The 26402-nt window shown below is 66.5% G+C and carries 29 protein-coding genes and 1 pseudogene; 15 read left to right on the forward strand and 15 right to left on the reverse strand.

The features are described from left to right. The first annotated feature begins 27 nt into the window (after positions 1–27). On the forward strand, positions 28–912 hold the full coding sequence (locus tag FDW83_RS07170; protein WP_138136950.1) for a manganese catalase family protein: 885 nt from the start codon (positions 28–30) through the stop codon (positions 910–912). A 155-nt stretch (positions 913–1067) separates the two neighbouring features. Here FDW83_RS07170 and ctaD read toward each other — a convergent pair whose 3' ends face one another. The 6 genes from ctaD to FDW83_RS07200 all read right to left on the reverse strand — a co-directional run bounded on the left by ctaD (position 1068) and on the right by FDW83_RS07200 (position 5313). Then, complete coding sequence (gene ctaD / locus FDW83_RS07175) at positions 1068–2819, reverse strand: cytochrome c oxidase subunit I (RefSeq protein WP_138136952.1); 1752 nt, start codon at positions 2817–2819, stop codon at positions 1068–1070. Next, positions 2819–3709, reverse strand: coding sequence for a cytochrome c oxidase subunit II (locus tag FDW83_RS07180; RefSeq protein ID WP_370281171.1), 891 nt, complete (start codon positions 3707–3709; stop codon positions 2819–2821). The genes ctaD and FDW83_RS07180 overlap by 1 nt, the downstream gene beginning before the upstream one ends. Positions 3710–3939: 230 nt before the next feature. Further along, positions 3940–4230 (reverse strand): hypothetical protein, encoded by a 291-nt coding sequence (locus tag FDW83_RS07185; protein WP_138136954.1) that lies wholly within the window; start codon positions 4228–4230, stop codon positions 3940–3942. 14 nt (positions 4231–4244) lie between these two features. Further along, positions 4245–4466, reverse strand: a complete 222-nt coding sequence (locus FDW83_RS07190; RefSeq protein ID WP_138136956.1) for a hypothetical protein — start codon at positions 4464–4466, stop codon at positions 4245–4247. Between the two features lie 8 nt (positions 4467–4474). After that, on the reverse strand, positions 4475–4732 hold the full coding sequence (locus FDW83_RS07195) for a hypothetical protein (protein WP_138136958.1): 258 nt from the start codon (positions 4730–4732) through the stop codon (positions 4475–4477). 296 nt (positions 4733–5028) lie between these two features. After that, on the reverse strand, positions 5029–5313 hold the full coding sequence (locus FDW83_RS07200) for a DUF1540 domain-containing protein (protein ID WP_138136960.1): 285 nt from the start codon (positions 5311–5313) through the stop codon (positions 5029–5031). 268 nt (positions 5314–5581) lie between these two features. On the opposite strand from FDW83_RS07200, the gene FDW83_RS07205 reads away from it, so the two are divergent. The 11 genes from FDW83_RS07205 to FDW83_RS07255 all read left to right on the forward strand — a co-directional run bounded on the left by FDW83_RS07205 (position 5582) and on the right by FDW83_RS07255 (position 16415). Further along, on the forward strand, positions 5582–6514 hold the full coding sequence (locus FDW83_RS07205) for a metallophosphoesterase (RefSeq protein WP_138136962.1): 933 nt from the start codon (positions 5582–5584) through the stop codon (positions 6512–6514). Positions 6515–6545: 31 nt separating this feature from the next. Further along, entirely contained in the window at positions 6546–8018 is a 1473-nt protein-coding gene (locus tag FDW83_RS07210) for a bifunctional cytidylyltransferase/SDR family oxidoreductase (protein WP_138136964.1), read from the forward strand. Continuing rightward, on the forward strand, positions 8015–9601 hold the full coding sequence (locus tag FDW83_RS07215) for a class I SAM-dependent methyltransferase (RefSeq protein ID WP_138136966.1): 1587 nt from the start codon (positions 8015–8017) through the stop codon (positions 9599–9601). Before FDW83_RS07210 ends, FDW83_RS07215 begins: the two co-directional genes overlap by 4 nt. Further along, positions 9598–9882: a DUF6752 domain-containing protein gene (locus tag FDW83_RS07220; protein WP_138136968.1), complete on the forward strand. Its 285-nt coding sequence runs from the start codon at positions 9598–9600 to the stop codon at positions 9880–9882. The genes FDW83_RS07215 and FDW83_RS07220 overlap by 4 nt, the downstream gene beginning before the upstream one ends. Next, on the forward strand, positions 9879–11225 hold the full coding sequence (locus FDW83_RS07225) for a family 1 glycosylhydrolase (RefSeq protein ID WP_138136970.1): 1347 nt from the start codon (positions 9879–9881) through the stop codon (positions 11223–11225). The genes FDW83_RS07220 and FDW83_RS07225 overlap by 4 nt, the downstream gene beginning before the upstream one ends. Beyond that, entirely contained in the window at positions 11215–12342 is a 1128-nt protein-coding gene (locus FDW83_RS07230) for a glycosyltransferase (RefSeq protein ID WP_138136972.1), read from the forward strand. The genes FDW83_RS07225 and FDW83_RS07230 overlap by 11 nt, the downstream gene beginning before the upstream one ends. Positions 12343–12461: 119 nt before the next feature. Then, positions 12462–12866 (forward strand): hypothetical protein, encoded by a 405-nt coding sequence (locus tag FDW83_RS07235; RefSeq protein ID WP_138136974.1) that lies wholly within the window; start codon positions 12462–12464, stop codon positions 12864–12866. A 50-nt stretch (positions 12867–12916) separates the two neighbouring features. Continuing rightward, the gene (locus FDW83_RS07240) at positions 12917–13324 is read left to right on the forward strand and encodes a four-helix bundle copper-binding protein (RefSeq protein WP_138136976.1); all 408 of its coding nucleotides are present in this window, start codon (positions 12917–12919) and stop codon (positions 13322–13324) included. Positions 13325–13336: 12 nt separating this feature from the next. Further along, positions 13337–13690, forward strand: a complete 354-nt coding sequence (locus tag FDW83_RS07245) for a hypothetical protein (protein WP_138136978.1) — start codon at positions 13337–13339, stop codon at positions 13688–13690. Between the two features lie 18 nt (positions 13691–13708). Continuing rightward, on the forward strand, positions 13709–15211 hold the full coding sequence (locus FDW83_RS07250; protein WP_138136980.1) for a M20/M25/M40 family metallo-hydrolase: 1503 nt from the start codon (positions 13709–13711) through the stop codon (positions 15209–15211). After that, the gene (locus FDW83_RS07255) at positions 15192–16415 is read left to right on the forward strand and encodes a glutamate--cysteine ligase (protein ID WP_138136982.1); all 1224 of its coding nucleotides are present in this window, start codon (positions 15192–15194) and stop codon (positions 16413–16415) included. The genes FDW83_RS07250 and FDW83_RS07255 overlap by 20 nt, the downstream gene beginning before the upstream one ends. A gap of 14 nt (positions 16416–16429) precedes the next feature. Here the strand turns inward: FDW83_RS07255 and FDW83_RS07260 are convergent, their stop codons facing one another. From FDW83_RS07260 to FDW83_RS07270, 3 genes are all read right to left on the reverse strand, one after another. Continuing rightward, positions 16430–17176: an ABC transporter permease gene (locus FDW83_RS07260; RefSeq protein ID WP_138136984.1), complete on the reverse strand. Its 747-nt coding sequence runs from the start codon at positions 17174–17176 to the stop codon at positions 16430–16432. A 29-nt stretch (positions 17177–17205) separates the two neighbouring features. Beyond that, positions 17206–17571: an STAS/SEC14 domain-containing protein gene (locus FDW83_RS07265; protein ID WP_171027474.1), complete on the reverse strand. Its 366-nt coding sequence runs from the start codon at positions 17569–17571 to the stop codon at positions 17206–17208. A gap of 264 nt (positions 17572–17835) precedes the next feature. Beyond that, positions 17836–18036, reverse strand: a complete 201-nt coding sequence (locus FDW83_RS07270) for a DUF2795 domain-containing protein (protein ID WP_138136987.1) — start codon at positions 18034–18036, stop codon at positions 17836–17838. A 262-nt stretch (positions 18037–18298) separates the two neighbouring features. Here FDW83_RS07270 and FDW83_RS07275 point away from each other — a divergent pair. Together FDW83_RS07275 and FDW83_RS07280 are read left to right on the forward strand one after the other, a co-directional pair. Beyond that, positions 18299–19238: pseudogene (locus FDW83_RS07275) on the forward strand (ATP-binding cassette domain-containing protein). Continuing rightward, positions 19238–20857 (forward strand): ABC transporter permease, encoded by a 1620-nt coding sequence (locus tag FDW83_RS07280; RefSeq protein WP_138136989.1) that lies wholly within the window; start codon positions 19238–19240, stop codon positions 20855–20857. The pseudogene FDW83_RS07275 and the gene FDW83_RS07280 overlap by 1 nt, the downstream one beginning before the upstream one ends. 41 nt (positions 20858–20898) lie before the next feature. Here FDW83_RS07280 and FDW83_RS07285 read toward each other — a convergent pair whose 3' ends face one another. From FDW83_RS07285 to FDW83_RS19090, 4 genes are all read right to left on the reverse strand, one after another. Continuing rightward, complete coding sequence (locus FDW83_RS07285; RefSeq protein WP_138136991.1) at positions 20899–21396, reverse strand: hypothetical protein; 498 nt, start codon at positions 21394–21396, stop codon at positions 20899–20901. Further along, positions 21393–22658: a serine/threonine-protein kinase gene (locus tag FDW83_RS07290; RefSeq protein ID WP_171027475.1), complete on the reverse strand. Its 1266-nt coding sequence runs from the start codon at positions 22656–22658 to the stop codon at positions 21393–21395. The genes FDW83_RS07285 and FDW83_RS07290 overlap by 4 nt, the downstream gene beginning before the upstream one ends. Positions 22659–22743: 85 nt before the next feature. Further along, complete coding sequence (locus tag FDW83_RS07295) at positions 22744–23448, reverse strand: haloacid dehalogenase type II (protein ID WP_138136994.1); 705 nt, start codon at positions 23446–23448, stop codon at positions 22744–22746. Further along, positions 23415–23567, reverse strand: a complete 153-nt coding sequence (locus FDW83_RS19090) for a hypothetical protein (RefSeq protein ID WP_171027476.1) — start codon at positions 23565–23567, stop codon at positions 23415–23417. Before FDW83_RS19090 ends, FDW83_RS07295 begins: the two co-directional genes overlap by 34 nt. A 48-nt stretch (positions 23568–23615) precedes the next feature. On the opposite strand from FDW83_RS19090, the gene FDW83_RS07300 reads away from it, so the two are divergent. Then, on the forward strand, positions 23616–24434 hold the full coding sequence (locus tag FDW83_RS07300) for an alpha/beta fold hydrolase (protein ID WP_138136996.1): 819 nt from the start codon (positions 23616–23618) through the stop codon (positions 24432–24434). Positions 24435–24455: 21 nt separating this feature from the next. Here FDW83_RS07300 and FDW83_RS07305 read toward each other — a convergent pair whose 3' ends face one another. Then, positions 24456–24836 (reverse strand): STAS/SEC14 domain-containing protein, encoded by a 381-nt coding sequence (locus FDW83_RS07305; protein WP_138136998.1) that lies wholly within the window; start codon positions 24834–24836, stop codon positions 24456–24458. Positions 24837–24945: 109 nt separating this feature from the next. Next, positions 24946–26157 (reverse strand): alcohol dehydrogenase catalytic domain-containing protein, encoded by a 1212-nt coding sequence (locus FDW83_RS07310; protein ID WP_138137000.1) that lies wholly within the window; start codon positions 26155–26157, stop codon positions 24946–24948. Positions 26158–26402 lie beyond the last annotated feature (245 nt).

The raw sequence follows: 26402 nt of genomic DNA on the forward strand, positions 1-26402 counted from the left end.
CGCAGCGAAGCCTGAGAGGACATACTCGTGGTTTTCTTTCACAAGCAGGAACTTCAATACAAGGCCACCCCGGACAAGCCGGACGCGGTCTACGCCCGGAAGCTGCAGGAGGTGCTCGGCGGCCAGTACGGCGAGATCACCGTTGCCATGCAGTACTCGTTCCAGGCCTGGAACGCCCATATCCCCGGGAAGTACCGGGACATGCTCTTCGGTATCGGCGCTGAGGAATTCGGCCACGTCGAAATGCTGGCCACCATGATCGCGCAGCTGCTGGAGAAGGCCCCGCTCGGGATCACCGAGGACGCCGTCCAGTCCGACCCCACCATCGCCGCAGTCGTTGGCGGCACCGACATCCAGTCCGCCATCGTGGCAGGAGCCGGCGTCCGTCCCGTGGACAGCATGGGCAACCCCTGGCAGGGCAGCTACATCACCGCCAGCGGAAACCTGCTTGCGGACTTCTGGGCCAACGCCAACGCCGAGATGCAGGGCCGGCTCCAGGTGGCCCGGCTGTACCACATGACCGATGACCACGGCATCCGGGACATGCTTTCGTTCCTGCTGGCGCGCGACACCATGCACCAGAACCAGTGGGTTGCCGCGGCGAAGGAACTGCAGGAGGAAGGCGCCGAAAACTTCCCGGTGCCCAGCAACTTCCCCCTCAACAAGGAGATGCGGGACGTCGCCTACGAGTACCGGAACTTCTCCGACGGCCAGGCCGCGGCCGAAGGAACCTGGGCCAAGGGTCCCACCCCGGACGGCCTGGGCGAGTTCAGCTACGTTGCGGAGCCACCGGCCGGCGTGCCCATGCCGCCGCCCACCCACCCGGACTCACGCTTCTACGGCACTACCGAACTGCCCAACACCATGGAAAAGATGGCGGGCACCGTCCAGGACAAGCTCCACAAGGAATAACTCCGCGATACGCAAATAATCCTGCGGTATACAAAACCGCCGGCGCTGCCAAGTATCGGCGGCGCCGGCGCTTTTGCGTATCGGGAAATATGTCCTGCGTCGGGAACAGCACAACGGCGGCACCTGGCCGGGCGCCGCCGTCGAACTGCAAGTGGTTACTCGTTGGGGTTCGGGGAGCGGACGTCCTTCTCGCCGATGTCCGCCGCGCCCAGCACGTCGGCCGCGGGGCCGTGGACCGGTGCGTGCAGCCGCACGCTCAGCTCCGGATGGTGCAGGTCCAGTGCCGGCCGCTCGGAGCGGATCCGCGGCAGCGAGGTGAAGTTGTGGCGCGGGGGCGGGCAGGAGGTGGCCCATTCCAGCGAGCCGCCGAAGCCCCAGGGATCGTCCACGGTCACTTTTTTGCCCGTGCGCCAAGTGATGTACACGTTCCAGAAGAACGGAATCACGGAGGCGCCCAGGAGGTAGGAACCAATGGTGGAGAACTGGTTCATTGCCATGAAGTTGTCCTCCGGCATGTAGTCGGCGTACCGCCGGGGCATGCCCAGGACGCCCAGCCAGTGCTGGATCAGGAACGTCGCATGGAAGCCCACAAAAAGCATCCAGAAGTGGATCTTGCCGAGGCGCTCGTTCAGCATGGTGCCGGTGAACTTGGGCCACCAGAAGTAGAACCCGGCGAACATCGCGAACACCACGGTGCCGAACACCACGTAGTGGAAGTGGGCCACCACGAAGTAGCTGTCCGATACGTGGAAGTCCAGCGGCGGCGAGGCCAGGATGATGCCGGTGAGTCCGCCGAAGAGGAAGGTCGCCAGGAACCCGATGCTCCACAGCATGGGGGTTTCAAAGGTGATCGAGCCGCCCCACATGGTTCCGATCCAGTTGAAGAATTTCACGCCCGTGGGCACCGCGATCAGCATTGTCATGAATGCGAAGAACGGCAGGAACACGGCGCCTGTCACGTACATGTGGTGCGCCCACACAGTAACCGAAAGGGCGCCGATGGCGATGGTGGCGTACACGATGCCCTTGTACCCGAACAGCGGCTTCCGGCTGAACACCGGGAAGATCTCGGACACGATGCCGAAGAACGGCAGCGCGATGATGTACACCTCAGGGTGGCCGAAGAACCAGAACAGGTGCTGCCAGAGGATGGCGCCGCCGTTTGCGGGATCGAAGATATGGGCCCCGAACTTCCTGTCGGCCCCCAGCGCGAACAGGGCGGCGGCCAGCGGCGGGAAGGCCATCAGCACCAGGATGCCGGTGATAAGCGTGTTCCAGGTGAAGATCGGCATCCGCCACATGGTCATGCCCGGAGCGCGCATGCAAATGATGGTGGTGATGAAGTTGACCGAGCCCAGGATGGTACCGAAGCCGGACAGCGCCAGCCCGAACACCCACAGGTCACCGCCGACGCCTGGAGTGAAGGTGGTATTGGACAGCGGGGCGTAGGCGAACCAGCCGAAGGACGCCGCGCCCTGCGGGGTGATGAACCCGGCCGTTGCGATGGTGGAGCCGAACAGGAAGAACCAGTAGGCCAACGCGTTCAACCGGGGGAAGGCCACGTCCGGCGCCCCGATCTGCAGCGGCATGATCACGTTCGCGAACCCGGCGAACAGCGGGGTGGCGAACATCAGCAGCATCACCGTGCCGTGCATGGTGAACAGCTGGTTGTACTGCTCCTTGGTCTGCAGGATCTGCATGCCGGGCTGGAAAAGCTCCGCGCGGATCAGCAGCGCCATCAGGCCGGCCAGGACAAAGAACACGAAGGACGTGATGAGGTACAGGTAGCCGATGGTCTTGTGGTCCGTGGAGGTGATCCAGTTGACCACGATGCTGCCTTTGGGGCGCCGGACCGTGGACGGCGCCGCTGTTGCCGACGTGGTGCCCGTGTTCTGGGTGGTGGTCATTACGGTTCAGTCCTTTGCTGTGCTGCCTCCAGGGCCGGCCGGCTGGGGTTCCGGTCGTATTGGTCGCCCAGGATGCCGGTGTTGCCGCGTGCGCGGAGGTCGGCGATGTGGCTGTCGTATTCCTGCTGGGTCACCACGCGGACGTTGAAGAGCATCTCGGAGTGGTATTCACCGCAGAGTTCGGCGCATTTGCCGGTGAAGGTGCCGGTGCGGTTGGGCGTGATGTTGATATACCGGTGGTACTGGTTGTCACCGGGGTACATGTCCCGCTTCTGCAGGAACTCAACCACCCAGAAGGAGTGCTGGACGTCGCGGGAGTTCACCTGAATCTCCACCGACCGCCCCACCGGCAGGTACAGCGTGGGGAGCCGGTCCGGGGTGCCCCAGTCGCCGTTGAGGTGGGCCTGGACGCCCGGGTCCTCGTGGACGTCCTCCTTGACGTAGTTGAAGTCCCAGGACCACTGCTTGCCGCGGACGTCGATTACCACATCAGGGTCGGGATCGCGGGCGTCGATGGCCCGCTGGTCCCGGTCCGTGAACACGAACAAAACGCCGACGATCATGAGCGGCACGGACAGGTAGAACACTTCCATCGGCAGGTTGTAACTCATCTGCGCCGGGAAGCCGACGGTGTTTTTCCTCCGCCGGTAGGCCACGATCACCCAGATCATCAGCCCCCACGTGATGACGCCGATAATGACGGCCGCGATCCACGAGTTGACCCACAGGTCAGTAATGAGGGGGGTGTTGTCCGTGGTGTCCCGCTCGCCGGGCAGGAATCCGCGCTGGACGTCCGCGCTGCAGGACGTACCCGCCCCCAGGATGGCGAGCCCGGACAGGAGGGCCGCGGCGCGCCGCATCGTGTGGTTGGTTCGGGGTTTAGTACGCACGCGTTTCCCTCCGGAAGGCACCAGAGGCCCAACTGCTTGAGCCCACACCTCGGCTCACGCCCGGGGCGGTCGTGTGCCCACCCTAGCGCGGGAAAGGCGCGGTTGGGAAGAGTAATTCGTGCCCCCTCCACGCGCGGAAGTTTTTGGGCAGATATGCAGGCTTCCAGGCGGTTTAGGTCGGCATACCTGGACGAAAACTTAGGGGAAGGGGGCGGCTGCCGGAGGGGATATTACGACGGCAATCCATCATCCGGGCCGGCACCGGAGCAGATTTCGTTCGCGGCCATCGCCAGCAGCTCCCGTTCAGTGGCAGGCAGGGACAGGACGCCTTCCACGTAGGCCTGGACCTCATACTCACCCGCCGCGCCGCTCATGCTGAAGTACTGCAGCCACAGCTCACCGATGGTGATGTCGGCGGCCTCCATGACTTCCTTAAGCCGGATGCGCTGTTCCGGTTCGTCGGTTTCGAAGCCCATAAAGGCCACCCCTGACAGTGTTGGCGGTGCGATGGCTTGTGCCATCCCCGGATACCGGCTCATCCCGGCAGCGGGTTGTCCGGAACCTCCACCTGGAAGCCGCATTCGCAACGGAGCACGCGGGTGGCCAAATAGACGGTCAACGTCTCCGGCATTGGCCGGTCCGTGTACGGGCTTTGGATGGTCCGGAATTCCCCGCCGGCAGTGCCCATGGGCTGTCCGCAGTGGATGTAGTGTCCGCCGGACACCAGCACATCCGGAGTGCCGGTGCGGCTGTGCACGCGGGACATCAGGCTACGGCAGGGTAGCTGGTGAGGATGTAGTCGGCCGCCGCAGGGCCGCACATGTGCAGGTGGCAGTTGTTGACGTCCACTCCGCACCGGTGCATTCCGGCGCGGAACGCCTGGTCCGACTTCACGCGCACGTGGTGGAGTTCGGCCCAGCTCACGTACAGGCCGTAGAGGCAGTCCGGGTCCAGGGTGGACTCGCTGGAGGGGTCAGCCACGGTTGACTGGTTGAGGAATTGTTGGAAATGCGATGTCGCCACGTCAGGAATCTTTCGCGCCTGCTTGACGCTGCCGTTGGACTACAGCAGCTGCTCCTCGATGGCCCTTGCAGAGGAGGCCGGGAGAACGGGCCATGATTCCCGTCACATTTCCGAATGTACCCGGGCTGGTGCCGGTTGTACAGCGGGGTAACTTACGACGGCGGCGCCAGCCAAGGTGCCTCGCGCACCAATGTGCCCGGCCGGAATGCGGGAAGGCGCCGGGAACAGCAAGGCACCCCGGGCGGTCCGCCCGGGGTGCCCGGAGGTGCGCAGAGGGATGCGGTTCCGAAGAAGGGTCAGGCGTGCGAGTAGGTGAGGCAGTCGGCGTTGTCCCGGCCTGGGCCGACATGCACCTCGGGCGCCTTGCACATCAGATGGTCGTTGTGGATGCATTCGCTGCGCTGGCAGGCTCCGACGTCGGCCAGGACCTTGGGCAACCCGCCGTGCACACCCGTTTCAATGAACGTGGCGCAGTGCGCATGGTTTTCTGCGCCGCCCACGGTGATGGCGGCAGCATTGCAGTTGGTGTGGTCGTTAAAGGAACAGTTCGTTACGCTGCAGTCTGCGACGTGCGAGGTCATTGGAAAGTCCTCCTTGGCCGGCCACCCCGGATAGGCAGCTCCGTGAAACCCACCGTAGACCCGCAACGGCCAATCAAAAAGACCCAATTGTGTTGCCTAATTTCCCGGTTTTCGGGCAATTACAATGCATAACCAAAAGGGGTAGCACAGACTCTTCCCCCGGGATCATAAGCGTGCTTATTATGTAGTTCTTTATCGGCGGCAAGCAGTGCCCGTCAGCACATTGGCTGCGGACCGAATTGGACGCGGCACGGCTGAAAGGGGGCACATGCAGCTTGTCCGGGCGGAGTACCCCACCCCCAACCATGTGCTGGTGCACGTTAGTGATCCGCATTTTGTGGCTGAGGGGCTGCTGTACGGGGAGATGGACCCCCAGCTTGGCCTGGTGGAAGTCATGGACGCCATCGAAGCCAGCCGGCTGAAAGCGGATGCCATCATCTTCTCTGGCGACCTGACGGACAAGGGTAACGAAGAGGCCTACCGCCGGCTCAGGACCATCTGCGATGCCTACGCGGCCAGGATGGGGGGCAGGATCATTTGGACCATGGGCAACCATGATGACCGCACCAACTTCCAGCGCCTGATGCTGGACGAGGAGCCGCGGCCCGGCCCCGTGGACCGTCGCTATAACCTGGGCGGGCTGCGGGTGCTGGTATTGGACTCCTCCATCCCGGGTTCCCATCACGGCGAAATCGATGGGGACCAGCTGCGCTGGCTTGCCGGGGAGCTGGAGACACCGGCCGATGACGGCACCCTCCTGGTGGTCCACCATCCGCCGGTACCGCCGGTCCAGGACCTCGCGGTGCTTTCCGAGCTGCGGAACCAGGAGCCCCTGGCCCGGGTCCTGAAAGGCAGCGACGTGATCGGCATCCTGTCCGGCCACACGCACTGTTCCGCCTTCTCGGGCTTCGCCGGCATCCCGGTGTCCGTGGCCGCCTCCACCAGTTACACCCAGGATCTCGCGCTTCCTGCGGGCCAGATGCAGGGCCGCGACGGCGCCCGCTCGTACAACCTGATCCGGATCCATGGCCGCACAGTTGTCACCGCCGTGGTCCCGGTGGGGACCTACCGCAGCTTTGGCACCCCTGTGACAGCCGAAGAGACCCGGCAGCGGCTCGCCGCCGCCGTCGTTATTCCTGGCCACACCGTTCCTGACCAAGCCGCCAACCCATCAGGAGGCACCCTCAGCGGCCGCAGATAGCAGCCGCTTCCCAGTAGTGAAAGGACCAGCCATGGATCTGCAGCCACCCTCTTTCCCGCCCGGAACCGGCGATGCCCGGCACCCGCAGGATACCGCCCGCCGACGAAATGCGGCCGTCATTCTTGCCGGCGGCGTCGGGGCACGGATGGGCCTGGACATCCCCAAGCAGTTTGTGCCCATCGCCGGCCGGACCAGCCTTGAGCATACGGTAGAACTCTTCCAGTCCTGCGAGCTGGTGGACCAGATCATTGTCATGATGGCGCCGGGATACATTCCCAAGGCCGCGGAACTGCTGCTGGAAAAACGCGGGCGCGGCAAGATTACCGCGATCCTCCCGGGCGGCGCGGACCGCAGCGCGACATCCCGGCTGGCCCTGGATGCCATCGCAGATAAGGACGCCAACGTCATCTTCCACGACGCCGTCCGGCCGCTGCTCGACCCCGACATCATCGGTGCCTGCATCCGCGCACTCGACATCTACGGCGCGGTGGACACCGCCATTCCCTCCGCGGACACCATCGTCGAGGTGGACGAGGACAACTTCATCCGGGCAGTGCCGCCGCGGGCCAAGCTCCGCCGCGGCCAGACCCCGCAGGCGTTCCGGATGCCCGTGATCGCGCAGGCCTACGAGCGGGCCGTGCAGGACCCGGACTTCGCCGCCACGGACGACTGCTCGGTAGTGCTCAAGTACTGCCCGGACGTCCCCATCTTCGTGGTGGACGGGGACGACGCCAACATCAAGATCACCCAGCCCATCGACATCCACATCGCGGACAAGCTGTTCCAGCTCAAGCACAAAACCGCGCTTCCCGGCGGCAGTACCGAGGGCCTCCGCAACAAAGTGGTGGTGGTGTTCGGGGCAAGCTCCGGCATCGGCCTGGAGCTGGTGCAGCAGCTGGAAGCGGAAGGCGCGCTCGTCGTCGGGCAAAGCCGAAGCGGCAGCGGCACCTTCGTGGAGGACCGGCATTGCGTGGTGCAGGCGCTTGCCGATGCTGCAGCCGCGTATGGCCGGGTGGACCACGTAATCCTCACCGCCGGGGTCCTCAGCGTTGGACCGCTGGCCCGGCTGACCGACGAGCAGCTGCACCACGACGTGGACGTGAACCTCACCGCGGCGTTCATCGTGGCGCAGGAATCGCAACGGTACCTGGACGCGAGCAAGGGATCGCTCACGCTGTTCGCCTCCAGCTCCTACACCCGCGGCCGCGCGAACTACACCGTCTACTCGGCCACCAAGGCGGCCATCGTCAACCTCACCCAGGCGCTCGCGGACGAATGGAGCGCCGACGGCATCCGGGTGAACTGCATCAGCCCCAGCCGGACGGCCACGCCCATGCGGACGCGGGCCTTCGGCGAGGAGGATGAGGGATCACTGCTGCCGGCCGCCGCTGTAGCGGGAGCGAGCATCCAGGTGCTGGCATCGGCCATGACAGGACAGGTGGTGGACGTCCGGCTTCCCTATACGGACCCCACCACCGATCCGCACCTGGTGCCGTCGCCATGACGCAGGACCTGGAAACAACCGGCGCCACCTACAGCATCTCCGCAGACCGGTTCACCCTGACACTGGCAGGGCCGCCGGTCCCCGCGGACGCAACGCTGTCCGTCCTGCTGAACGGCCGCCGGATCTGGAGCCTGCGTGCCGGCGACCATCTCAGGGCGGGCAGGGGCGGCAGCCGGGTCATCGACTGGCCGCCGGCCCTGGCCGGCAGGCTCACCGGCTGGGCAGAGCTCACAGTGCTGCAGGACGGCAGGGCGATAAGCCCGACGACGGCGGTCGCCTTTGACTCCTCAACCGCCCGGTTCTCGCTCGAGGAGCCAGGCACCGCGATGCCGCAGATCATCAACAAGTGGGGGCGGATAGCCCGGAACTTCGAGGGGCAGCGGGCGCACCTTGTGGACGAGGCGCTGGACGAGGCCTGCGCGCTGGTGGAATGGGCCAAGGGCTACGGCCTGGATCTGTTTGTGACAGGCGGGACGCTGCTGGGCCCGGTCCGTGACGGGCACGTCATGCCCGGCGATGACGACGTGGACCTGGCATACCTGAGCCGGCACCAGAACCCGTCGGACATCGCGCTGGAGGGGTTCGCGCTGGAACGGACCCTGCACGGCCAGGGTTACCGCACAGTCCGGCACTCCGCGGGGCACCTCCAGTTGCTCTTCCCGGGCAAGGACGGCACGGACCGGTTCTACCTGGACATCTTCACGTACTTCAACACCGGCGGCTGGTTCCACGGCACCTTCCATGCCCGCGAGCTCAGCCAAAAGGTGCCCATCCTCCCGCTGCGGACGCTTTCCATCAACGGCCGCGCACTCTCAGCGCCCGCCGAGCCGGAGGCCATGCTGGCAGCCATCTACGGCCCCGGCTGGAGCACCCCGGACCCCGCGTTCCGCTTTGTCACTCCGCCGGCCGCCCGCCGTCGCTATGACAACTGGCTGGGAAACCTGGACGGGGACCGCGAAAACTGGGAAGACCACCACCGGGCGTTGCTGGCCCAAGGACAGCCGGGCCCTCCCTCATCCTGGGCGCAGCAGCTGGCCCGGGAACTTCCCAGCGGTTCCCGGATCCTGGAGCTGGGCTTCGGGCTCGGAACCGACGCCCGGCATCTCGCAGGACAGGGGCACCACGTGGTGGCGGTGGACTACAGCCGCCCCGCCATCGAGTCGCTGCGCACCTTCCGCGCGGATTCCGGCGGCTCCCTGCGCGCAGAGCGGGTCAACCTGAACAATCTGCGCGAGGTGGCTCCGCTGGCCAGACTGGCGAACGACGGCGGCGGGCCCCTCCACGTGTATGCGCGCCTGCTCCTGGACTCGCTCAGCGAACAGGGCCAGGAAAGCACGCTGACGCTGCTGGGGCACCTGCTGCGGAACCAGCGGGCACCGGCAGCCGCTTACCTGGAGTTTGCAGCCGAACCCGCGCCGCCGCCGTTTGCCGGCTGCCGTTTCCACCACGCCGTAAGCCCGATGGCACTGGTGCAGGCGCTCGCGGACCTCGGCCTGGAAGCCAAAAATGTTCCACTCCTGACCCCGCGCCTTGAAGAAAGCGCGGCAAAGACCCGTCGACTGAAAGTGAGGGCCCTGCCATGAATGACCCCCTGATCGAGCCCCTGACCGGAGCCGTCAATGAAACACTGGACCCGCTGGAGGAGCTCAACCTCAGGCTGGCTGTGGCTGCCACGGACATCGCCGAACTCCGTGCCGAGGTGGCGCGGCTGGACCGTGACCTGGACGAGTCGCGGCGGCTGAACCTCCGCGCCGCCGAGCTGCTGGACCTGGTGTATGAGCACCTCTCGGGCACCGCCAGGCCGGGAACCGCTGCACCGGAAGCTCAGGCACGGGATGTCCCGCAGCCCGGAGCCGGCGCGTGAGCGCCGGACGGGCCTTCGAACCGGACCGCCCCATCGAGATCATCGGCGCCTTCGAAAGCACCTACCTGCCGCGGCATGACACGGACATCTTTGAGTCCACCGCCCACGACGTGCACTGGAAACAGGATCTGGGCCTGCTCACGGAGGCAGGTGTACAGCGCCTCCGCTACCCAATCCGCTGGCACCGGGTGGAGGAGGAAGAAGGGGTTTTCGACTGGACTGATACGGACAAGGTCCTGCACCACCTGCGGGACCACGGCTTCCAGCCCATCGTGGACCTGGTGCACCACACGAGTTATCCCCGCTGGCTGGAGGGCGGATTCGCGGATCCGCGCTTCCGGGACGCTTACCTGCGATACACCGAGGAATTCGCCCGGCGCTACCCCTGGGTGCAGGAGTACACGCTGTTCAACGAGCCCTTCTCCACGCTCTTCCTCTCAGGCCACGAGGGCATCTGGCCCCCGTACCAGAAGGGCCTGGACAACTTCGTGGCGCAGATCCTCAACGTGCTGCCGGCCATGGCGGAGGCCAGCCGTGCCTACCTCGACCTGCTGCCCGGTGCCCGGCACGTGTGGGTGGATACCTGTGAACACCACACCGGCTCAGGAACGGCCGGCAGCGCCTACGCCCGGATGGCCAACGAGCGCCGCTTCCTGGTACTGGACGGCTTCCTGGGCAGGGGGTACGACGCCGATGGGCCCATGGCAGGGCCACTCGCCGATGCCGGGGGAGAGGCGCTGCAGGACCTGGAACCGGGCCGGATCGACGTCCTCGGCCTGGACTACTACGCCCACTGCCAGTGGCATTTCGATGACAAGGGCGGCGCGCCCAACACCCCGTTTCCGCTGCCGCTGGCCCAGCAGATCTACCTGTACTGGGACAGGTACCGGCTGCCGTGCATGATCACCGAGACCAACATCCGCGGGCATACGTCGGACCGGGCCAGCTGGTTCAAATACGTCCTGGAGCAGTGCGAACGGGCCCGGCGGATGGGCGTGCCGCTGGAGGGTGTTTGCTGGTTCCCCGTCATCGACTCCACCGACTGGGACTCGCTCCTGTACCGCAGCGACGGCCACATTGACCCCGTGGGCGTGTACTGGCTGGATGCCGAACTGGCGCGGCAACGGTCCGTCATGTCCGAGTCCTACGCGAAAGCCGCGGCCGGCACGCCGTCAAAGGACTTGCCCGCTTATACCCTCGCCGAACCCGTAGCCACCTGGCTGCGCGGCTACCAACCACAGATGCAGCACTGGACCTGGGAACAGGCGCCCGGCATGGACCAGGGCCACAGCCTGCCCAACATTCAGACCCGGATGGAATTGAGGATTGTCAATGCAGACTGAACTGATTGTCTTGTCGCACCTCCGCTGGGACTGGGTCTGGCAGCGGCCCCAGCACCTCGTCTCACGCCTGGGATCCCGCTGTTCCACCTGGTACGTGGAGGAGCCGCTCACGCCCTCACCGGATTTCCAGGGGCCCAACCGCATCAATCACCGGGAGGTGGACGGCCTGAACCGCGCCTGGCTGGAGATCCCCGAACAGGGCCACCACGTGGGCTTTTTCGACGACGTCCTGCCGGACTACATCGACCAGCTCCCCGGGCTGCTGGGTGGCCCGCCGAAGGAACGCGTGGTGTGGCTGTACACGCCGCTCGCGCTTGAACTGGCCCTGGCGCTGAAACCCACCACCCTCGTCTATGACGTCATGGACGACCTCGCCGCCTTCAAGGACGCCCCGCCGGAATTGGTGGTGCGGCAGCGGCAGGCGCTGCGTCGGGCCGACGTCGTCTTTGCCGGCGGACGCTCGCTGCACCGCTCCATGATCCGGCAGGGCCGCAAGGACGCCCAGCTGTTCCCCAGCGGAGTGGAGCCGGAGCACTACCGGTGCCCCACGCCGTCGGGCCGTACCCCAAGCCAACGCCCGGCGGCAGGTTACGTCGGCGTCCTGGACGAGCGGCTGGACCTCGGGCTGTTGGCGGACCTGGCCCGCGCCCTGCCCGAGTGGGACATCAAGATGTACGGGCCCGTGGCCAAGATCGATCCCGCCAGCCTGCCGCAGGCACCCAACATCAGCTACCACGGCTACACGTGCTACGCGGACCTGCCCCAGGCGATGGCGGGCCTGGACGTGGCGCTGATGCCGTTTGCCCTGAACGAGGCCACGCGGTCCATCAGCCCCACCAAGACCCTGGAGTACCTGGCAGCGGGCCTGCCCGTGGTTTCCACCCGGGTGCCGGATGTGGTGGCCGACTTCCCGGGCATCGTGCACCTGCGGGACGACGCCGCCGGTTTCGCCGCGCTGTGCCGCCGGCTGGGCCAGCGGGACCCTTCACGCGGGCCGAAGGCGAACACGCGGGAGCTGCTGAAGAAGTACCACTGGGATGCCATTGCGGGGCGCATGTCGGAGTCGGTATTCACCACCGCCTTCGGCCAGCCTGATCCTTCCGAGGCCACAGCCTAGGCACAGGCAGGGTTGCAGGCGCTTGTACCAACTGCGGGGATCCCGGTAGCGTGAAACAAGTAAGGTTACTTATCAATAGGGCTGGTCAGTGCCCAGCCCTCAACCACGGAGGCAAGGCCATGACCGAAGCCAGCGCAGGCGCAATCCTGGATGGGTGGCCGGACGAATCGCGGGAAGCGGCACAACTTGTGCTGGACAAGTACGGTGAGCCGGACGAGGCTACCCCAAGTTCGCTGGTGTGGTTCAATGCCGGCGAAGTGTCCGCGCGCTGCCACGATGAGGAAGCCAACCGTCTCGCCCTGAACCTCATGCATGACATCGTCACCGGCGAAAAGGATGTGGAGCAGGCCCGTGCCTACTACGCGGAAGAGTTCGCAGGGTACCGGAAGAAGGAGCCCACCCCCTACATGGAGAAACTTCGGTTTTCCCCGCAGAGCGGCACCGGGGACCCTGACCAGCGGGTCCTCTCGGACCAGGACCTGGAGCAGGCGGCCGAGGAAGGGGAACGCAAAGAGCAGCAGTAAATGCTGGCCACCCGATGCAGACCCCACAGCAAAGGCAAAGGAGAAAAAACATGACCCATATACGGTCCATGCTTGAGGCGTATCCCAAAGAGATTGACGACGTTGACCTTGGGTTGCTTGCCGAGTGCATCAGCACCTGCTTTGAATGCGCCCAGACCTGTACCGGCTGCGCTGACGCCTGCCTCGCCGAGGACATGGTGGCGGACCTCGCCAAGTGCATCCGCACAGACCTGGACTGCGCAGATATTTGCATCACCACCGGAAAGGTTCTGTCCCGGCGCACCGGGTTCGACGCAAACGTCACCCGTGCCTTGCTCGAAGCCTGTCGCGCGGCTTGCAGGGCCTGCGCCGAAGAGTGCGAACAGCACGCTGACATGCATGACCATTGCGGCGTTTGCGCAGAAGCCTGCCGGCGCTGTGAGCGGGCATGCGACGCCCTGCTTTCCACAATCAAGTAAGGAGTAAACAATATGTCTGACGCAACCCAACACGATGTTCCGGAGCACAAGGATCTTCCGTTGCCGGACTACGACCACCTGCCCGTCGGGACGCTGCCCTCGCGCATTTCGGGTCTGGAGGAGGCCGACGTGGCGCACCTGGTCAGCTACGAGAAGGCGCACGGAAACCGGCTGCCCATCCTGCAGATCCTGGAGAAGCGGCTCCACGACCTGCAGGGCGGTGCCGTTCCGCGTGGACCGCAGGCCCCCAGCACGCCGGAGGTCAGCACCAGTGCGGCGGACACGCCGCAGTCGGCGCAGGTGCCGGGTCCGCCCATCAACCCGCCGTCCCACGGCACTCCCACCAACCCGGCCCAGCCGCGCTAGGGCCGGAAGGGAGCGGACTTGGACAAGCACGACGCCGGCGCGGACCTGCATGCCTATGTCCGCTCCCAGCGGCACGAGATAGAGCGCCAGCTGGGGGAGTGGGTCCGTGTCCCCGGGGTGCTGGGTGACCCCGCCTACATCCGGGACCTGCTCCGCTCCGCAAACTGGCTCGCCGGGGCCTTGCGTGAACTCGGCTTCCCCGTGGTTGAGGTGCATCCCACGGGGGAGTCCCACGCGGTGTATGCGGAGTGGTGCGCGGTTCCCGGCGCGCCAACCGTGCTGGTCTACAGCCACCACGACGTCCGCGCGGTCAAACCCGACAACTGGGAGCAGACCGCGCCGTTTGAACCCGTGGTCCGGGAGGGCAGGCTCTACGGCAGGGGCAGCTCGGATGCCAAGGGCCAGGTCCTGGCGCACCTCTGGGGACTCCGCACCCACCTTCAGCAACGCTCTCTCACTTTCGGCACCCAAAACCCCGACGCTCTCTCACCTAATGCAGGAAAATCCCAAACGATCCCTCACTCACCGGCCCCTGCCATCAACCTGAAGTTCCTCATCGAGGGCGAGGAGGAGGGCGGCTCCCCGAACCTCGCGAAACTGCTGGAGGAGCAGGCGGAAAGGTTCCAGGCCGACGTCGTGCTGTTCTCCGACACCCTCCTCTGGCGTGAGGACCATCCCGCCCTCTGCGTCAGCCTGCGCGGCATGATGAGCGCCAAGCTGGAGGTGTTCGGGCCGGAGCGGGACGTCCACAGCGGCGCGGTGTCCGGCAACGCGCCCAACCCGGTATTCGAGCTCAGCCGCCTGCTGGCGCAGCTGCACGATGAGGACGGCAGGATCGCCATCCCCGGCTTTTACGACGACGTCGAACCGGTTCGGGAAGACTTCCGGCAGGCGCTCGCCGACCTTCCATACAGCGACGAGGACTGGCTGTTGCGGTCCGAAAGCGGCGCCATCACCGGCGAGGAGGGGTATAGCGTGCTGGAACGGTTGTGGCTGCGGCCCGCCGTCGAGGTCACCTCCATCATTGCCGGCGACCCCATCGGGGTGCCGCGCTCGGCCGTGCCCGCCGTCGCCTCGGCTGACCTTAGTTTCCGGACCGTCCCCGGGCAGCGGATGGAGAAAGTGGCGGAGCTGCTGGGGCAGTGGGTGGATGCGAACATCAGCGGGGCTTTCCAGCACGCGCTGGTCCCGGACATCGAAACAGCGCAGGACGCATACCGCACGCCGGACCATCCCGCTGTTGCCGCGCTGGAACGGGCCATGGCGCGGGGATTCAGCGCCGGCACCGTGGGCAGGATGGGCAACGCGGGCGGCGGTCCGGCGGAGCTGCTGGCCCGGATCCTGGATGCGCCGGTGCTGTTTTTCGGCACGGGGCTGGTGGAGGACCACTGGCATGACAGTGATGAAAGCGTCAGGCTGGACGTCCTGATGAACGGGGCTGTAACGCTCGCCAGTTTTTGGGATGAACTTGCAACGATGCAACGGACAAAGGACGACGATGATGGACACCTCACCACATGACGGCACCGGCAGCGTAGGCCCAGGAAGCCCGGGCACAGGACGCCCCGGCACGGGCAGGTACGACGGCGGCCCGGACGCGAGGCGCCCCGGCGTGCGGACTTTCGGGGTCGAGGAGGAACTGCTCCTGGTGGATCCGGGCAGCGGGGATGCGGTACCCATGGCGGGGGCGCTCCTGGACCTGTACGTCCGGCCGCTGGAGTCATCGAACGGGCCGGTCCTCACGGCGGAATTCCAGCAGGAAATGATCGAGGTGGTCACCCCGCCGCATTCCACCATGGACGGCCTGGAGGCGGACATCATCGCCGGGCGGAACATCGCGCGGCAGGCCGCGGACGATGTGGGGGTGCGGGTGGCCGCCCTTGCCACCTCGCCTTTGCCCAGCGATCCGCACCCGGTGAAACTGCGGCGGTTCGCAGCCATCACCGAAGAGTACGGAATTACCGCCCGGGAGCAGCTCACCTGCGGCTGCCACATCCACGTGTCCATCGAGTCGCAGGAGGAGGGCGTGGCGGTCCTGGACCGGATCCGGAACTGGCTGCCGGTGCTGATCGCCCTCAGCGCCAACTCCCCGTTCTGGCATGGGGAGGACACGGGTTACGCCAGCTACCGGTCGCAGGTGTGGAACCGGTGGCCCACCGCGGGTCCGCTGGACATCCTCCGGACACCCGAGGCGTACCACCAGCTGGTGCACGACATGGTGAGCACCGGCGTCGCGCTGGACGAGGGAATGGTGTACTTCGACGCCCGGCTCTCCCGGCACTATCCCACCGTGGAGCTCCGGCTGGCGGACGTGTGCCTGCGGCCGGAAAACACCGTGCTGCTGGCCGGGATTGCCCGGGGGCTGGTGGAAACCGCCGGGCGGGAGTGGCGCGCCGGCGTCGAACCCGTGCCGGTGCCCACCGGCCTGCTGCGCCTGGCCGGCTGGAAGGCCGGCCGTTGGGGCCTGCGCGGGGAACTGCTCGATCCGGTGACAAGCCGTCCGTTACCGGCGCTCGCTGTCGTCAATGCCCTGCTGGAGCATATCCGGGGCGCGCTGGAAGACAGCGGCGACCTGCAGCGGGTGGAGGAACTGACCGACGAGCTGCTGCGCACCGGGACTGGAGCCGTCCGGCAGCTGGAGGTGCTGCACCGCACGGGGGACCTTGAGGACGTGGTGGACGACGCGGCCAACTGCACGGTGCAGGTCCCTGCCGCGGAAAACTAGCCGGGGAGGGCTACCTACGGGGCGTCCGGACGCACCTTCACAGCGCGCAGGGACCGGAGAAGCGCGACGGCGGTGATGGAGCCCGCTGCCATGATCGATGCAAGCACCACCACCTGGAAGCGGCCGGCTTCGAGGGGAGAAGCGCCGCCGAAGATCGCGCCGACGAACGCTCCAGGCAGCGTGACCAGGCCGGTGGTTTTGGTCTGGTCGGTGGACGGGATCAGGGCAGAGTGCACCGATTGCCGCGCCTGGGTCAGCGTGGCCCGGCCGGCGGTCGCACCCAGCGCCAGCCAGCCCTCCACCTGGTCCCATTGCTCATGCACGGCCTCGTAGAACCGGCGCCCGGCCAGCACGGCAATGGTCATGCAGTTGCCGATCACTATGCCGCCCACGGCCAGGACGTACCGCGGCGTGAACTCGATCGCCCCGGTGCCGAACACCACGGCCAGTGTCACAACAATGCCCGCAGCCATGGTCCCGGCAAGCACAGCAAAACGGTGCCATGACCACCCCAGCCGCCGCGCCGCCGTCGCCACCGCCACGGTGAACATCACCAGCAGCGCCGCCCCCACCCACAGCGGGTCCGTGATGATGCCGCCCAGCACCAGGCTGATTGCCGCAAGCTGGGCGGCGCCCCGGAAGATGGCAAGCCCAGGAGCAACATACGACGGCGTCCGCGCGCCCCACAGGACGCCCACCGTGAGCGCCACCAGGAGAGCGAGGGCTAAGAGGGTGGGCACCAGGGCGGCGGGATCGGGCATCTTGCCAGCCTAGCGGCGCCGTCGCGCTGCTAGTCCCTGCTGCGGAGCCATGCCAGGGCCGGACGGAGTGAGGTGAAGTACTTGATGGGGCAGGGAAGTTGGTAGAACCGGAACAGGAAGAGCGCGATCACCTGGTCCACGGGGGATGACCCCAGCAGTGCAATCCGGGAAACGTGCGCAGCCGGCGGAGACACCTTCCGGGAAGCGTACGTGAAGGTGACGCCCCCAACCTGGATGAGCAGCGGCAGGGGCTTTCCATCACCTAGGGCATCCAGGCCGGCAACCAGACGCTCGGTGTCTTCGAGTTCAACCGTCACGCCCTGGTTCCAGCGCAGACGGTAGATGCCGTCGGACAACTCAAGGGTGCCCTTGTCCGCGATGCTGATGCTGCGCACGTGCCCCCTCCGCCGGTTGCTTCCTTTGAAATGAGGGTAGTACATAGGCTCAACCGCGCATGGGGTGCAGCTTCACGAAGCGGACTTGTTGAGGTTGGGGAAACCTGCGAGCCAGGACGCCTGAACGCGGACAACGTCCAAGGTGATGACCGCAGGACCGTAACTTCCACCTTGGGTCTTCCTGGTTTTCCCGGCGACCGTTAAACGGAACTACCGGCCACTCCCATTCAGGGCGGGTGGCCGGTAGTTCCATTTAGGCGGAGCCTAGGAGTTGCTGTCGGAAATTGCCGAGCTGACGGCCGTGGGGCTGTCGTATTCCTTGTCCGGAATGGCCTCAAGGGCCTGGAGGACGTTGTCGTCCGCATTGGAGTCCTTGGCGCTGGACAGCAAGGCGTCCTTGCTGGCGGGGTAGTCAACGCCGCCGAGGAACTTCTGGATCTGGATCGGGTTTGGAGTGTCGGCCATCGTGCAGTTTCCTTTCTGATGTCGGCTCTGCTGCCCGCGGCCGGTCCACAAAGGGAGGAGGCCGCGGAGTCTTCATCGTAGGCACGGACGATCCAGTGGAGGAAGGGCTTCCACAAAATCCCGTGCCTTCCGCGCCAGGGACCCCGCTTGTAAGATGTGGTGCGGAGAGCCGGGAAGCCTGGTCGGCCCGTATGCGGAGACGCCTGCGGCGCGCCCGTGGCAGCCCGCCCTGGGCGTGGAGACTGTGACCAAGGAACCGCACATGCACAGCCAGCTGTCTCCCGTCATCCATACCTCACGCCTGGCCAAGAACTTTGGGCGGACAGCAGCCCTCACCAGCCTGGACCTTACTGTCATGCCCGGCGAGGTGCACGGATTCCTCGGGCCGAACGGGGCAGGAAAGTCCACCACCCTGCGCATCCTCCTGGGCTTGATCAGGCCGGCTGGCGGGACGGCAAGCGTCTTTGGCATCGACCCTTGGGCTGATCCTGTAGCAGTGCACCGGGAGGTGGCCTACGTTCCCGGTGACGTGACGTTGTGGCCAAACCTGTCCGGCGGCGAGGTCATCGATCTGCTGGCAGGACTTCGCGGCGGCGCTGACGAGCGCCTCCGCGGGCAGCTGATCGAGGAGTTCGAATTCGACCCCCGGAAAAAGGCCCGCACATACTCGAAGGGCAACCGGCAGAAGGCTGCCCTGATCGCCGCTTTTTCCCGCCCCGCCCGGCTCTACCTGCTGGATGAGCCGAGCTCGGGCCTGGACCCCGTGATGGACGCCGTGTTCCGCCGTCATGTCCGCCGCGTGACCGCCGACGGGGCAACGGTACTCCTGTCCAGCCATATCCTTGCCGAGGTGGAACAGCTGTGCGGCAAGGTGACGATCATCCGTGCGGGACGCGCGGTTGAATCCGGAACACTGGCTGAACTGCGGCACCTGACCCGCACCCGCTTCCGGGTTACCGCAGCGACTCAGCTGGAGGGGCTGGCACAGCGGCAGGGTATCCACAACCTGCCGCAGTGACGGAACCATGGTGGAGTTTGATGCGGACACCGCTGCCCTTGGTTTCGTGCTCGAAGCATTGGCGGCAGCCGGCGTCACCGCTTTCACGGCTGCGCCGCCATCCCTGGAAGAGTTGTTCCTTCGGCACTACGGCGAGCAGCCCGCCGGGCAGGCAAAGTCCGGCCAGCAGAGCCAGGTGCAGTGATGGGCGCCGTGCTCCGCCTTGCCCTGGTCCAGGCGCGCAGGGACCGGGGGATATTGGCAGCCTGGATAGCCAGCATTGCAGGTTTGGGGTTCGCGGCGGCGTCCGCGGTCATCACCCAGTTCGGGGCGGACAATGAGCGCGCCGCCCTGGTTGCCGTTGCGGCCGCCAGCCCGGCCTTTCTTTTCCTTCGCGGGTTGCCGGACGGCATAAGCTCCGGGGCGGTCACCTTCTTCCAGGGCTATTCCTTCACCGCGGTGCTGGCCGGACTGATGAGCGTTGTCCTGGTCGTACGGCACACACGTGCCGATGAGGACAACGGACGGTCGGAGCTCGTTCATTCGGCGCCCGTTGCCCGGACCGCTTCGCTGTGGGCAACCCTGCTTGTGGGAGCAGGGACCAACGCAGTGCTCGCCCTGGCCGTTGCCGGCGGTTTCCTGGCAGCAGGTCTTCCCGTGGCCGGGTCCCTGCTTGCAGGGGCGGCTGTTGGAGCGGTCGGCTTGTTTTTCGTGGCTGCGGCCGCGCTGGTCGCCCAGTTCATGCCGTCCGGGCGGAGCGCCAATGGCAGCGCTGCAGTCCTGGTGGGTGCGGCCTACCTGGTCAGGGGCGCCGGGGATGCCCTGGGCACCGCCAACATGCCGACGCTGCAGGTTACGCCCGCCTGGCCGTCCCTGTTCTCGCCTATCGGGTGGGGCCAGCGCGTCCGCCCGTTTACGGAACCTGATGTCCTGCCTCTGCTGGCACTCGCCGCCGGCGCGGCCGTGATGGGGACACTTGCCGTGGTGCTCCGCAGCCGGCGGGACATGGGCGCCAGTTACCTCGCCGTGGATGAGTCAGGTGCGGAACGGGCCGGGAGGAACCTGCCGTCAATGGCGGGACTGGCCTGGCGCCTGCAGCGGGGAAGCCTTGCCGGATGGTGCTTCACCGCCGCAGTACTTGGAAGTGTGGCAGGCGGCCTGGGGCCGGTAGTGCGGGATGCGCTAAGAGGCAACACCTCGCTGATGGAGCTGATGAGCCGCCTCGTTCCGGGCGAGGCTGACATGGTGGACCTGTTCACCACTGCCATGCTGGGCATCGTCGGTGTCCTGGCAGCTGCCGCCGGGGTCCAGTCGGTGCTGCGGCTCAGGGGCGAGGAGGCCGAGGGGCGGGCCGAACTGCTCCTGGCCGTGCCGGCGTCGCGCGTCCGGTGGCTGGGCGGGGCACTGGCCGTGACGGCAATGACGACGGCGGCCGTCGCGGCGGCCGCGGGAGCCTCGGCAGCCGCCGTGCTCACGGTGGCGCAGGCCGGCGGCAGCGGGCCCGGACTGGTTTTTGCCGCCGCCCTGGCCCATGTTCCGGCGGCGCTCGTCTTCCCGGGTTTCACCGCGCTGGCGTTTGCCTTGATACCGCGCTGGAGCAGTGCCGCAGGCTGGGGTACGCTGGCCGCCGCGCTGGTGCTCGGACAGTTCGGGGAACTGTTGGGACTGCCGGTGTGGGTCCGGGACCTCAGCCCGTTCCGGCATTCACCGGCAATGCCTGTTGAGGCTTTCGATGCCGCGGCCGCCGTGGTGATGGCCGCCGTCGCGATAGCTGCAGCGGCGGCAGCCGCCCGTCTTATCCGGGAACGTGACCTTACAGCCTGATTCATCAGAAAGGGCATAAGCGGCTGCGCGGCAGCGGGCGGTCAGCCGCCGTTCCGCTGCTTCTCGGCTTCTTTTTGGGCTTCCTCGCGCTGTTTCTCCGCCTCTTCCCGGGCTTTTTCGGCTTCCTTCCGGGCTTCCTCGCGCGCTTCCTCGGCGTCCTTGCGGGCCTCTTCTTCGCGCTCTTTCTGGTCCTCGGTCAGCGGGGGAGCGGGGGCCGGTGAGGTCTGGGCGGGCCGGGGCGCCGGGGCAGCCGCTGCCTCCAGGTCATTCCGGATGGTGCTGATGGCGGCATCAATCCGCCCTTTCCGCGGCTCGGACACCCGGCCCTGTTCGGCTGCCGCAGTCACCTCCTGGCTTAACTGGTCAAGCTCCGCGAGCGCGGCCGGGTAGTCCTGCCCGGCGGCGTATTGCTTGGCCGTGGCCACGCGCTGCTGCAGTTGGATTGCCACATCGCCGTCCAGGTCCGGGGCAGTGCAGCCGGCCAGCAGGGACACGGCCATGGCGGCGCCCGCCAGTCTTTGCAGGGGAGTGCGGATCATGGGGTGACGCTTTCTTCCAGTTCCTTGAAGTGCTCGCCCAGCTGGCCGGGAATGGCGGGTCCCGGGTCCACCGGTGCCGGTTCGGGCCGCTGCAGGGATGCCAGCAGCACGCCCGCAAGGATAACGACGACGGCGGCCGCCGCGGCCAGCAGCCACGCCTTCCGGGCGCCAAGGCGTGTGAGGTTCCGCCAGGGCCGGCGCTGCGCGGACGACGGTGCCCGGGCCGGCCTTTGCGGGGCCGGCTGCCACGCCGTCGCATTTGTTGCCTGGCTTTCTGACAGTGCCGGGAGGCGTGCTTCATGCGGCACCGCCCCGCTGCCGGAATGCTGAACCGCCGGTGCGGCGTCCATAACCCTGGTGGCAGGGTGGGAGGCAGCCGCAGCGATTTCCTCCCCGCGGGCCTGGTGGCCGCGGAGGGACCAGCCGACGGCGGTCCCCAGGGCTGCTGCAACGCTTGCGGCGCCCGGGCGGTCCTCGGGATTCCGGGCGGTCATGGCCGCAAGCAGCGAACCCCACTGCGGGCCCAGGGCGTCAGGGATTTCGGGGCCCCGGGACAGCCGCGCCACGGCGGCCTCGAGCGGCGGTCCGGGGAACGCCACGGTCCCGGTCAAGGCTTCCAGCAGGACCAGGCCCAGGGAGTAGATGTCTGCCGGCGGGCCTACCGTGTCCCCTCTTGCCTGTTCCGGACTCAGGTACGCGGCTGTTCCGGGGACCATGTTCGTAGCGGTGACCCTGGCGCCGTCGAGCATTCTTGCAATCCCGAAGTCCGCGAGCTTGGGCCGCAGGGGCGCGTCAGCGGCGTACCTGGTGAGGAGGATGTTGGCGGGCTTTACGTCCCGGTGCACCACGCCGCGGTGATGGATGTAGTGCAGCGCCCCGGCCAGTTCGGCGCCAAGCCGGGCCACCTCGGATCCGGCCAGCGGGCCGGCCACAAGGTGGCGGTGCAGGTCGGTGCCCGGGACGTATTCCATCACCAGGAACGGCACCTCGCGCCCGCCACGCTGCAGCGTCCCGGTGTCGTAGAGCGTGACCAGGCCGTGGTGGTTCAGTTTGGCCAGCATCCGCGCCTCGGACTGCTGCCTGGCGAGTTCCTCGGGATTGGTGACGTCTTCGCGGAAGATCTTTAGGGCCACGTCGCGGTCCAGGACAACGTCGGTACCGCGGTAGACGCTGCCCATGCCGCCGTGGCCCAACACCTCGCCCACCAGGTACCGGTCAAGCAGCCTGGTCCCGGCCAGGCCGGTCTCCGTACCGCCCGTCATGGTGCATCCCCTTCCGTCAGCATCCACTCTAGCCATGGCCGCCTGTTTCCGACTGGGAACCTTGCCTGCTGTTCAGGCATCACTCTTAGCCGCCAAGGGCCGGCACAAGCTCAGGCAACCTGGAGACCGTGTGCTCCGGGGCCTGGAAGTAGTCCGGGTAGCGTGCACCGGTCCGGTTGAGCCAGGCTGTAGCCAGGCCGGCCCTGGACGCGCCGTGGATGTCCCAGGGGTGGGCGGCAACCAGCAGCATCTCCTCAGTAGCGGCACCGCAGGCGGAAGCTGCGTACTCGTAGGAAACTTTCCCGGGTTTCCACGCTGACGCGTCCTCAACAGACAGCAGCAACTCGAACTTGTCGCGGATGCCGGCGTCCGTCAACAGTTTCTCCGCCACCTTGGTGGAGCCGTTGCTCAGGGTGGCCAAACGATAGCCGGCTGCCTGCAATCCCCTGATGCCTTCGGCCACGTCGGGATGCAGCCTAAGCCCGGCGAGGCCGTCCATAATGTGCTGCACCGCGGGTTCAATGTCCCGGTTCAGCTCCATGCCTGTGAAGAGGCCGCGCAGGGCTTCCGACCCGATGTCAGCGAAGCTCCCGCTGTCCCCGGAAGCTGTGAGCGCGAAACCGTCACGCAGCACTGCGGCGAACCACAACTTGGCCAGGAATGCCGGGGCGCCTACCTCCACGAAGTTCCCGGCCAGGGGAGACATGTCAGAAAGGGTTTCGTTGACGTCAAAAACGATGACCGACGGTTTCACTGTCAGGCCCCGGCCCTTCGCTTCACCCAGCCCCATACCGCAGTAGCGGCGAACAGCAGCAAACCGATCAGCGCCAGCCACAGCAGGCCTTCGATGATGAAGCCCAGGATGGACAGGACAAGCCAAATAATAAGTAGTGTGATGATTAGTCCCATGCCGGAATACTAGCCGGAAAGGAACCGATCCCCATCGAGGAGCTGCTGATGCCCACGCCTGAACGGAAAACACTGGAAGTCAACGGCACCGCCTTGTCCTGCCTGGAAGCGGGAAACCCTGACGCCCCGCCGCTGCTGCTGCTGCACGGGACGTTTTGGAGCCGGGTCTGGCAGCCGGTCCTGCCCGCCCTTTCCAAGGAGCTTTATTGCCTGGCGCTGGACTTTCCCGGATTCGGGCGCAGTGAAGGAGAGCTGCAAGTCCCGGAGGCGACTGTCCCGGAGCTCGCGCGCACTGTCCTGGATGCCGCTGATGCCCTCGGCCTGGACAGGTTCGCGGTAGCCGCGCACGATATCGGCGGCGGAGTGGCGCAGCACCTCGCTGCCTACAGCGGACGGGTGACCCGGCTGGTGCTGGTCAACGCCGTGATGTTTGATTCGTGGCCCGTACCGGCGGTTGCGAAATTCCGTGACCCCGATCTTCGCGCGGCCACCAGCCCTGAAGAAGTGCTTGCAGCCCGAACCAAGACGATGCAGTTGACTGTGGAACGAACCCTCACCCCCGAGGAGGTGGAGGATTACGTCTCACCCTGGCAAAACCCCGCCCGTGCCCGGTCCTGGATGGCCATGGCAGGAGCCGCGGATTCAAGCTACACCCTTGACTTGCTGCCGGCGCTGAAAGAGGCAGCAGTCCCCACGAGGCTCGTCTGGGGGAAGGACGACGACTTCCAGAAGGTCGAATTCGCCCACCGGTACGCCTCCGAAATCCCGGGCAGCGACCTGGTTGAGGTAGCGGGCAAGCACATCCCCATGGAGGACTCACCCAAGGACGTAGCAGCCGCCATGCTCGAACACCTGTCCGCCCTCTAGCTGTATTGCCCAAGGACGCGGTCAGGGCGATGCAGGCTCCTCCATCAGCCAGGTCATCGCCTCGTCCAGGGACGTGAAGTACCGGGTGGTGTGTGCCGGCTTGTGGCGTCCGATGTAGAAACCGCCCATCGCCTCATCCACGGGGGAGGTACCCACGATCGCTGCCCGGGTGAGCGGCCAGCGGCGCGCGAAGGTTTCCTGGGCCCGCTGGTCGATCCACGTCATGCCCGTCATCTCGACCAGCAGCGGAAGGGCGCGCCCCTCGCTGAGGGCGGCTGCCCGCTTCATAAGCGCCCGCGCGTCCCGTTCGGTGACCACGGCTCCGGGAGCCCACTTCAAATGCAGCACCTGCCCCAACAGCTCGATTGTTCCGGTGACTTTTTCGTGCTCTTGGTCTTTCACGGTGCCTCCTAGAACCAATCCCAGGTTTCCACTGTGCCGGGACGCGCGGGAAGGCGCCAAAACGGGCAACCCGGGCAGGCCCGGCTCACATGCTGATGGTCAGGCGTAGTCAGGACGTGGTCAGCACAGTCTTGAGCCACCCTTCCTCGCGCCGGTCAAAGTTCAGGTATGCCTCAACAACGTCGCTGATCGGCTCGTGCTGCGTGATGAACCTGGTCGGGTCGAAAACACCGGAGGCCACGAGGTCCACCAGCGGCGGCGTGACGGACCGGTGGTCGCAGTTGCCCGCCCGGATGGTCAGGTTCTTGTTCATGGCCTGTCCGATCGGGTAGGACGTCATGGTCGGGCCGTAGACGCCGATGATGCCGATCCGGCCGTACTTCCGCACCGTCTCCACGCTCCACCGTGAGACCTGGGAGGGGGCATCGCCCGGCACCCAGTTTTCACCCTGGACGTTCGTTGCGGGTGCCACCTCGGCAACCTCCTGCGCAAACTGCTCAGCCTGCTCCTCGCCCTTGGCCGCCGCAGGCCCCGAGGAGGGCCGCTGCGCATCCACGCCAACAGCATCAATGACCGCATCCACGCCAACGCCCTGCGTGGCCTCCATCAGCACCTCGGTGGGGTCTTCGCTGTTGAAGTTGATAACGTCGGCGTTCTGGTCGAGGGCCTGGACGAGCCGGGTCTCGATGCCGTCGATCGCGAACACCCGGGAGGCACCCTGCCGGAATGCCGAGGCGATGGCGAGCTGACCCACGATGCCCGCACCGTACACGGCCACGGAGTCACCACGCTGGACTCCGGCCAATTGGGCGCCGAACCAGGACGTCGGGAAAATGTCCGAGAGCAGGATTGCCTGTTCGTCGCTGACGTTCTCCGGGATGGCAGTCAGGGTGTTCGACGCCCAGGGGATGCGTGCGTACTCGGCCTGCAAGCCGTTGACTGGCCCGGTTGTTTCCGGGCCGCCAAAGAAGCAGGTTCCCGCCTGCGGCCCGTTCGGGTTCGCGGTATCGCACTGGGCGGTGTGCCCGGCCCGGCACTGCCAGCAGACGCCGCAGGACATGGTGGAGGACACGATCACCCGGTCGCCGGGTGTGAAGCGGCGCACGGCCTTGCCTACGGCGGTCACTTCCCCCACCGCTTCGTGGCCGAGGATGGTGCCTTCCTTCATTCCGGACATCGTGCCGCGGATGAAGTGCAGGTCCGTCCCGCAGATTGCGCTGCGGGTGATCCGGACGATGGCATCGTTCGGATCGAGGATGCTTGGATCATCGACGGTGTCCAGGCGGATATCGCCTTCGCCGTGCCAAACGAGAGCTTTCATGATGTGACTCCTCTTTGCGGCGCCGGGGGCCGCGGATAGGGTTCTGGTCATCAGGCGCTCCGCGCGCCGGGAGCACCCCGCCGGAAGATAGTAAGCCTACTGCCTATTCATGGAGGCAGCCAGCGGCGCGTGTGCGGAGTGCAGGCCGTCGGCGGGGCTCCGCGGGAAACGCCGGGAATGCCGCGGGCAGTTAAAAGAAAAGGTGCCCGAGCGGCTTTGGGGGATGCCGCCCGGACACTCGATCC

This window comes from Pseudarthrobacter sp. NamE2 (assembly GCF_005796205.1).
Taxonomy (GTDB): domain Bacteria; phylum Actinomycetota; class Actinomycetes; order Actinomycetales; family Micrococcaceae; genus Arthrobacter.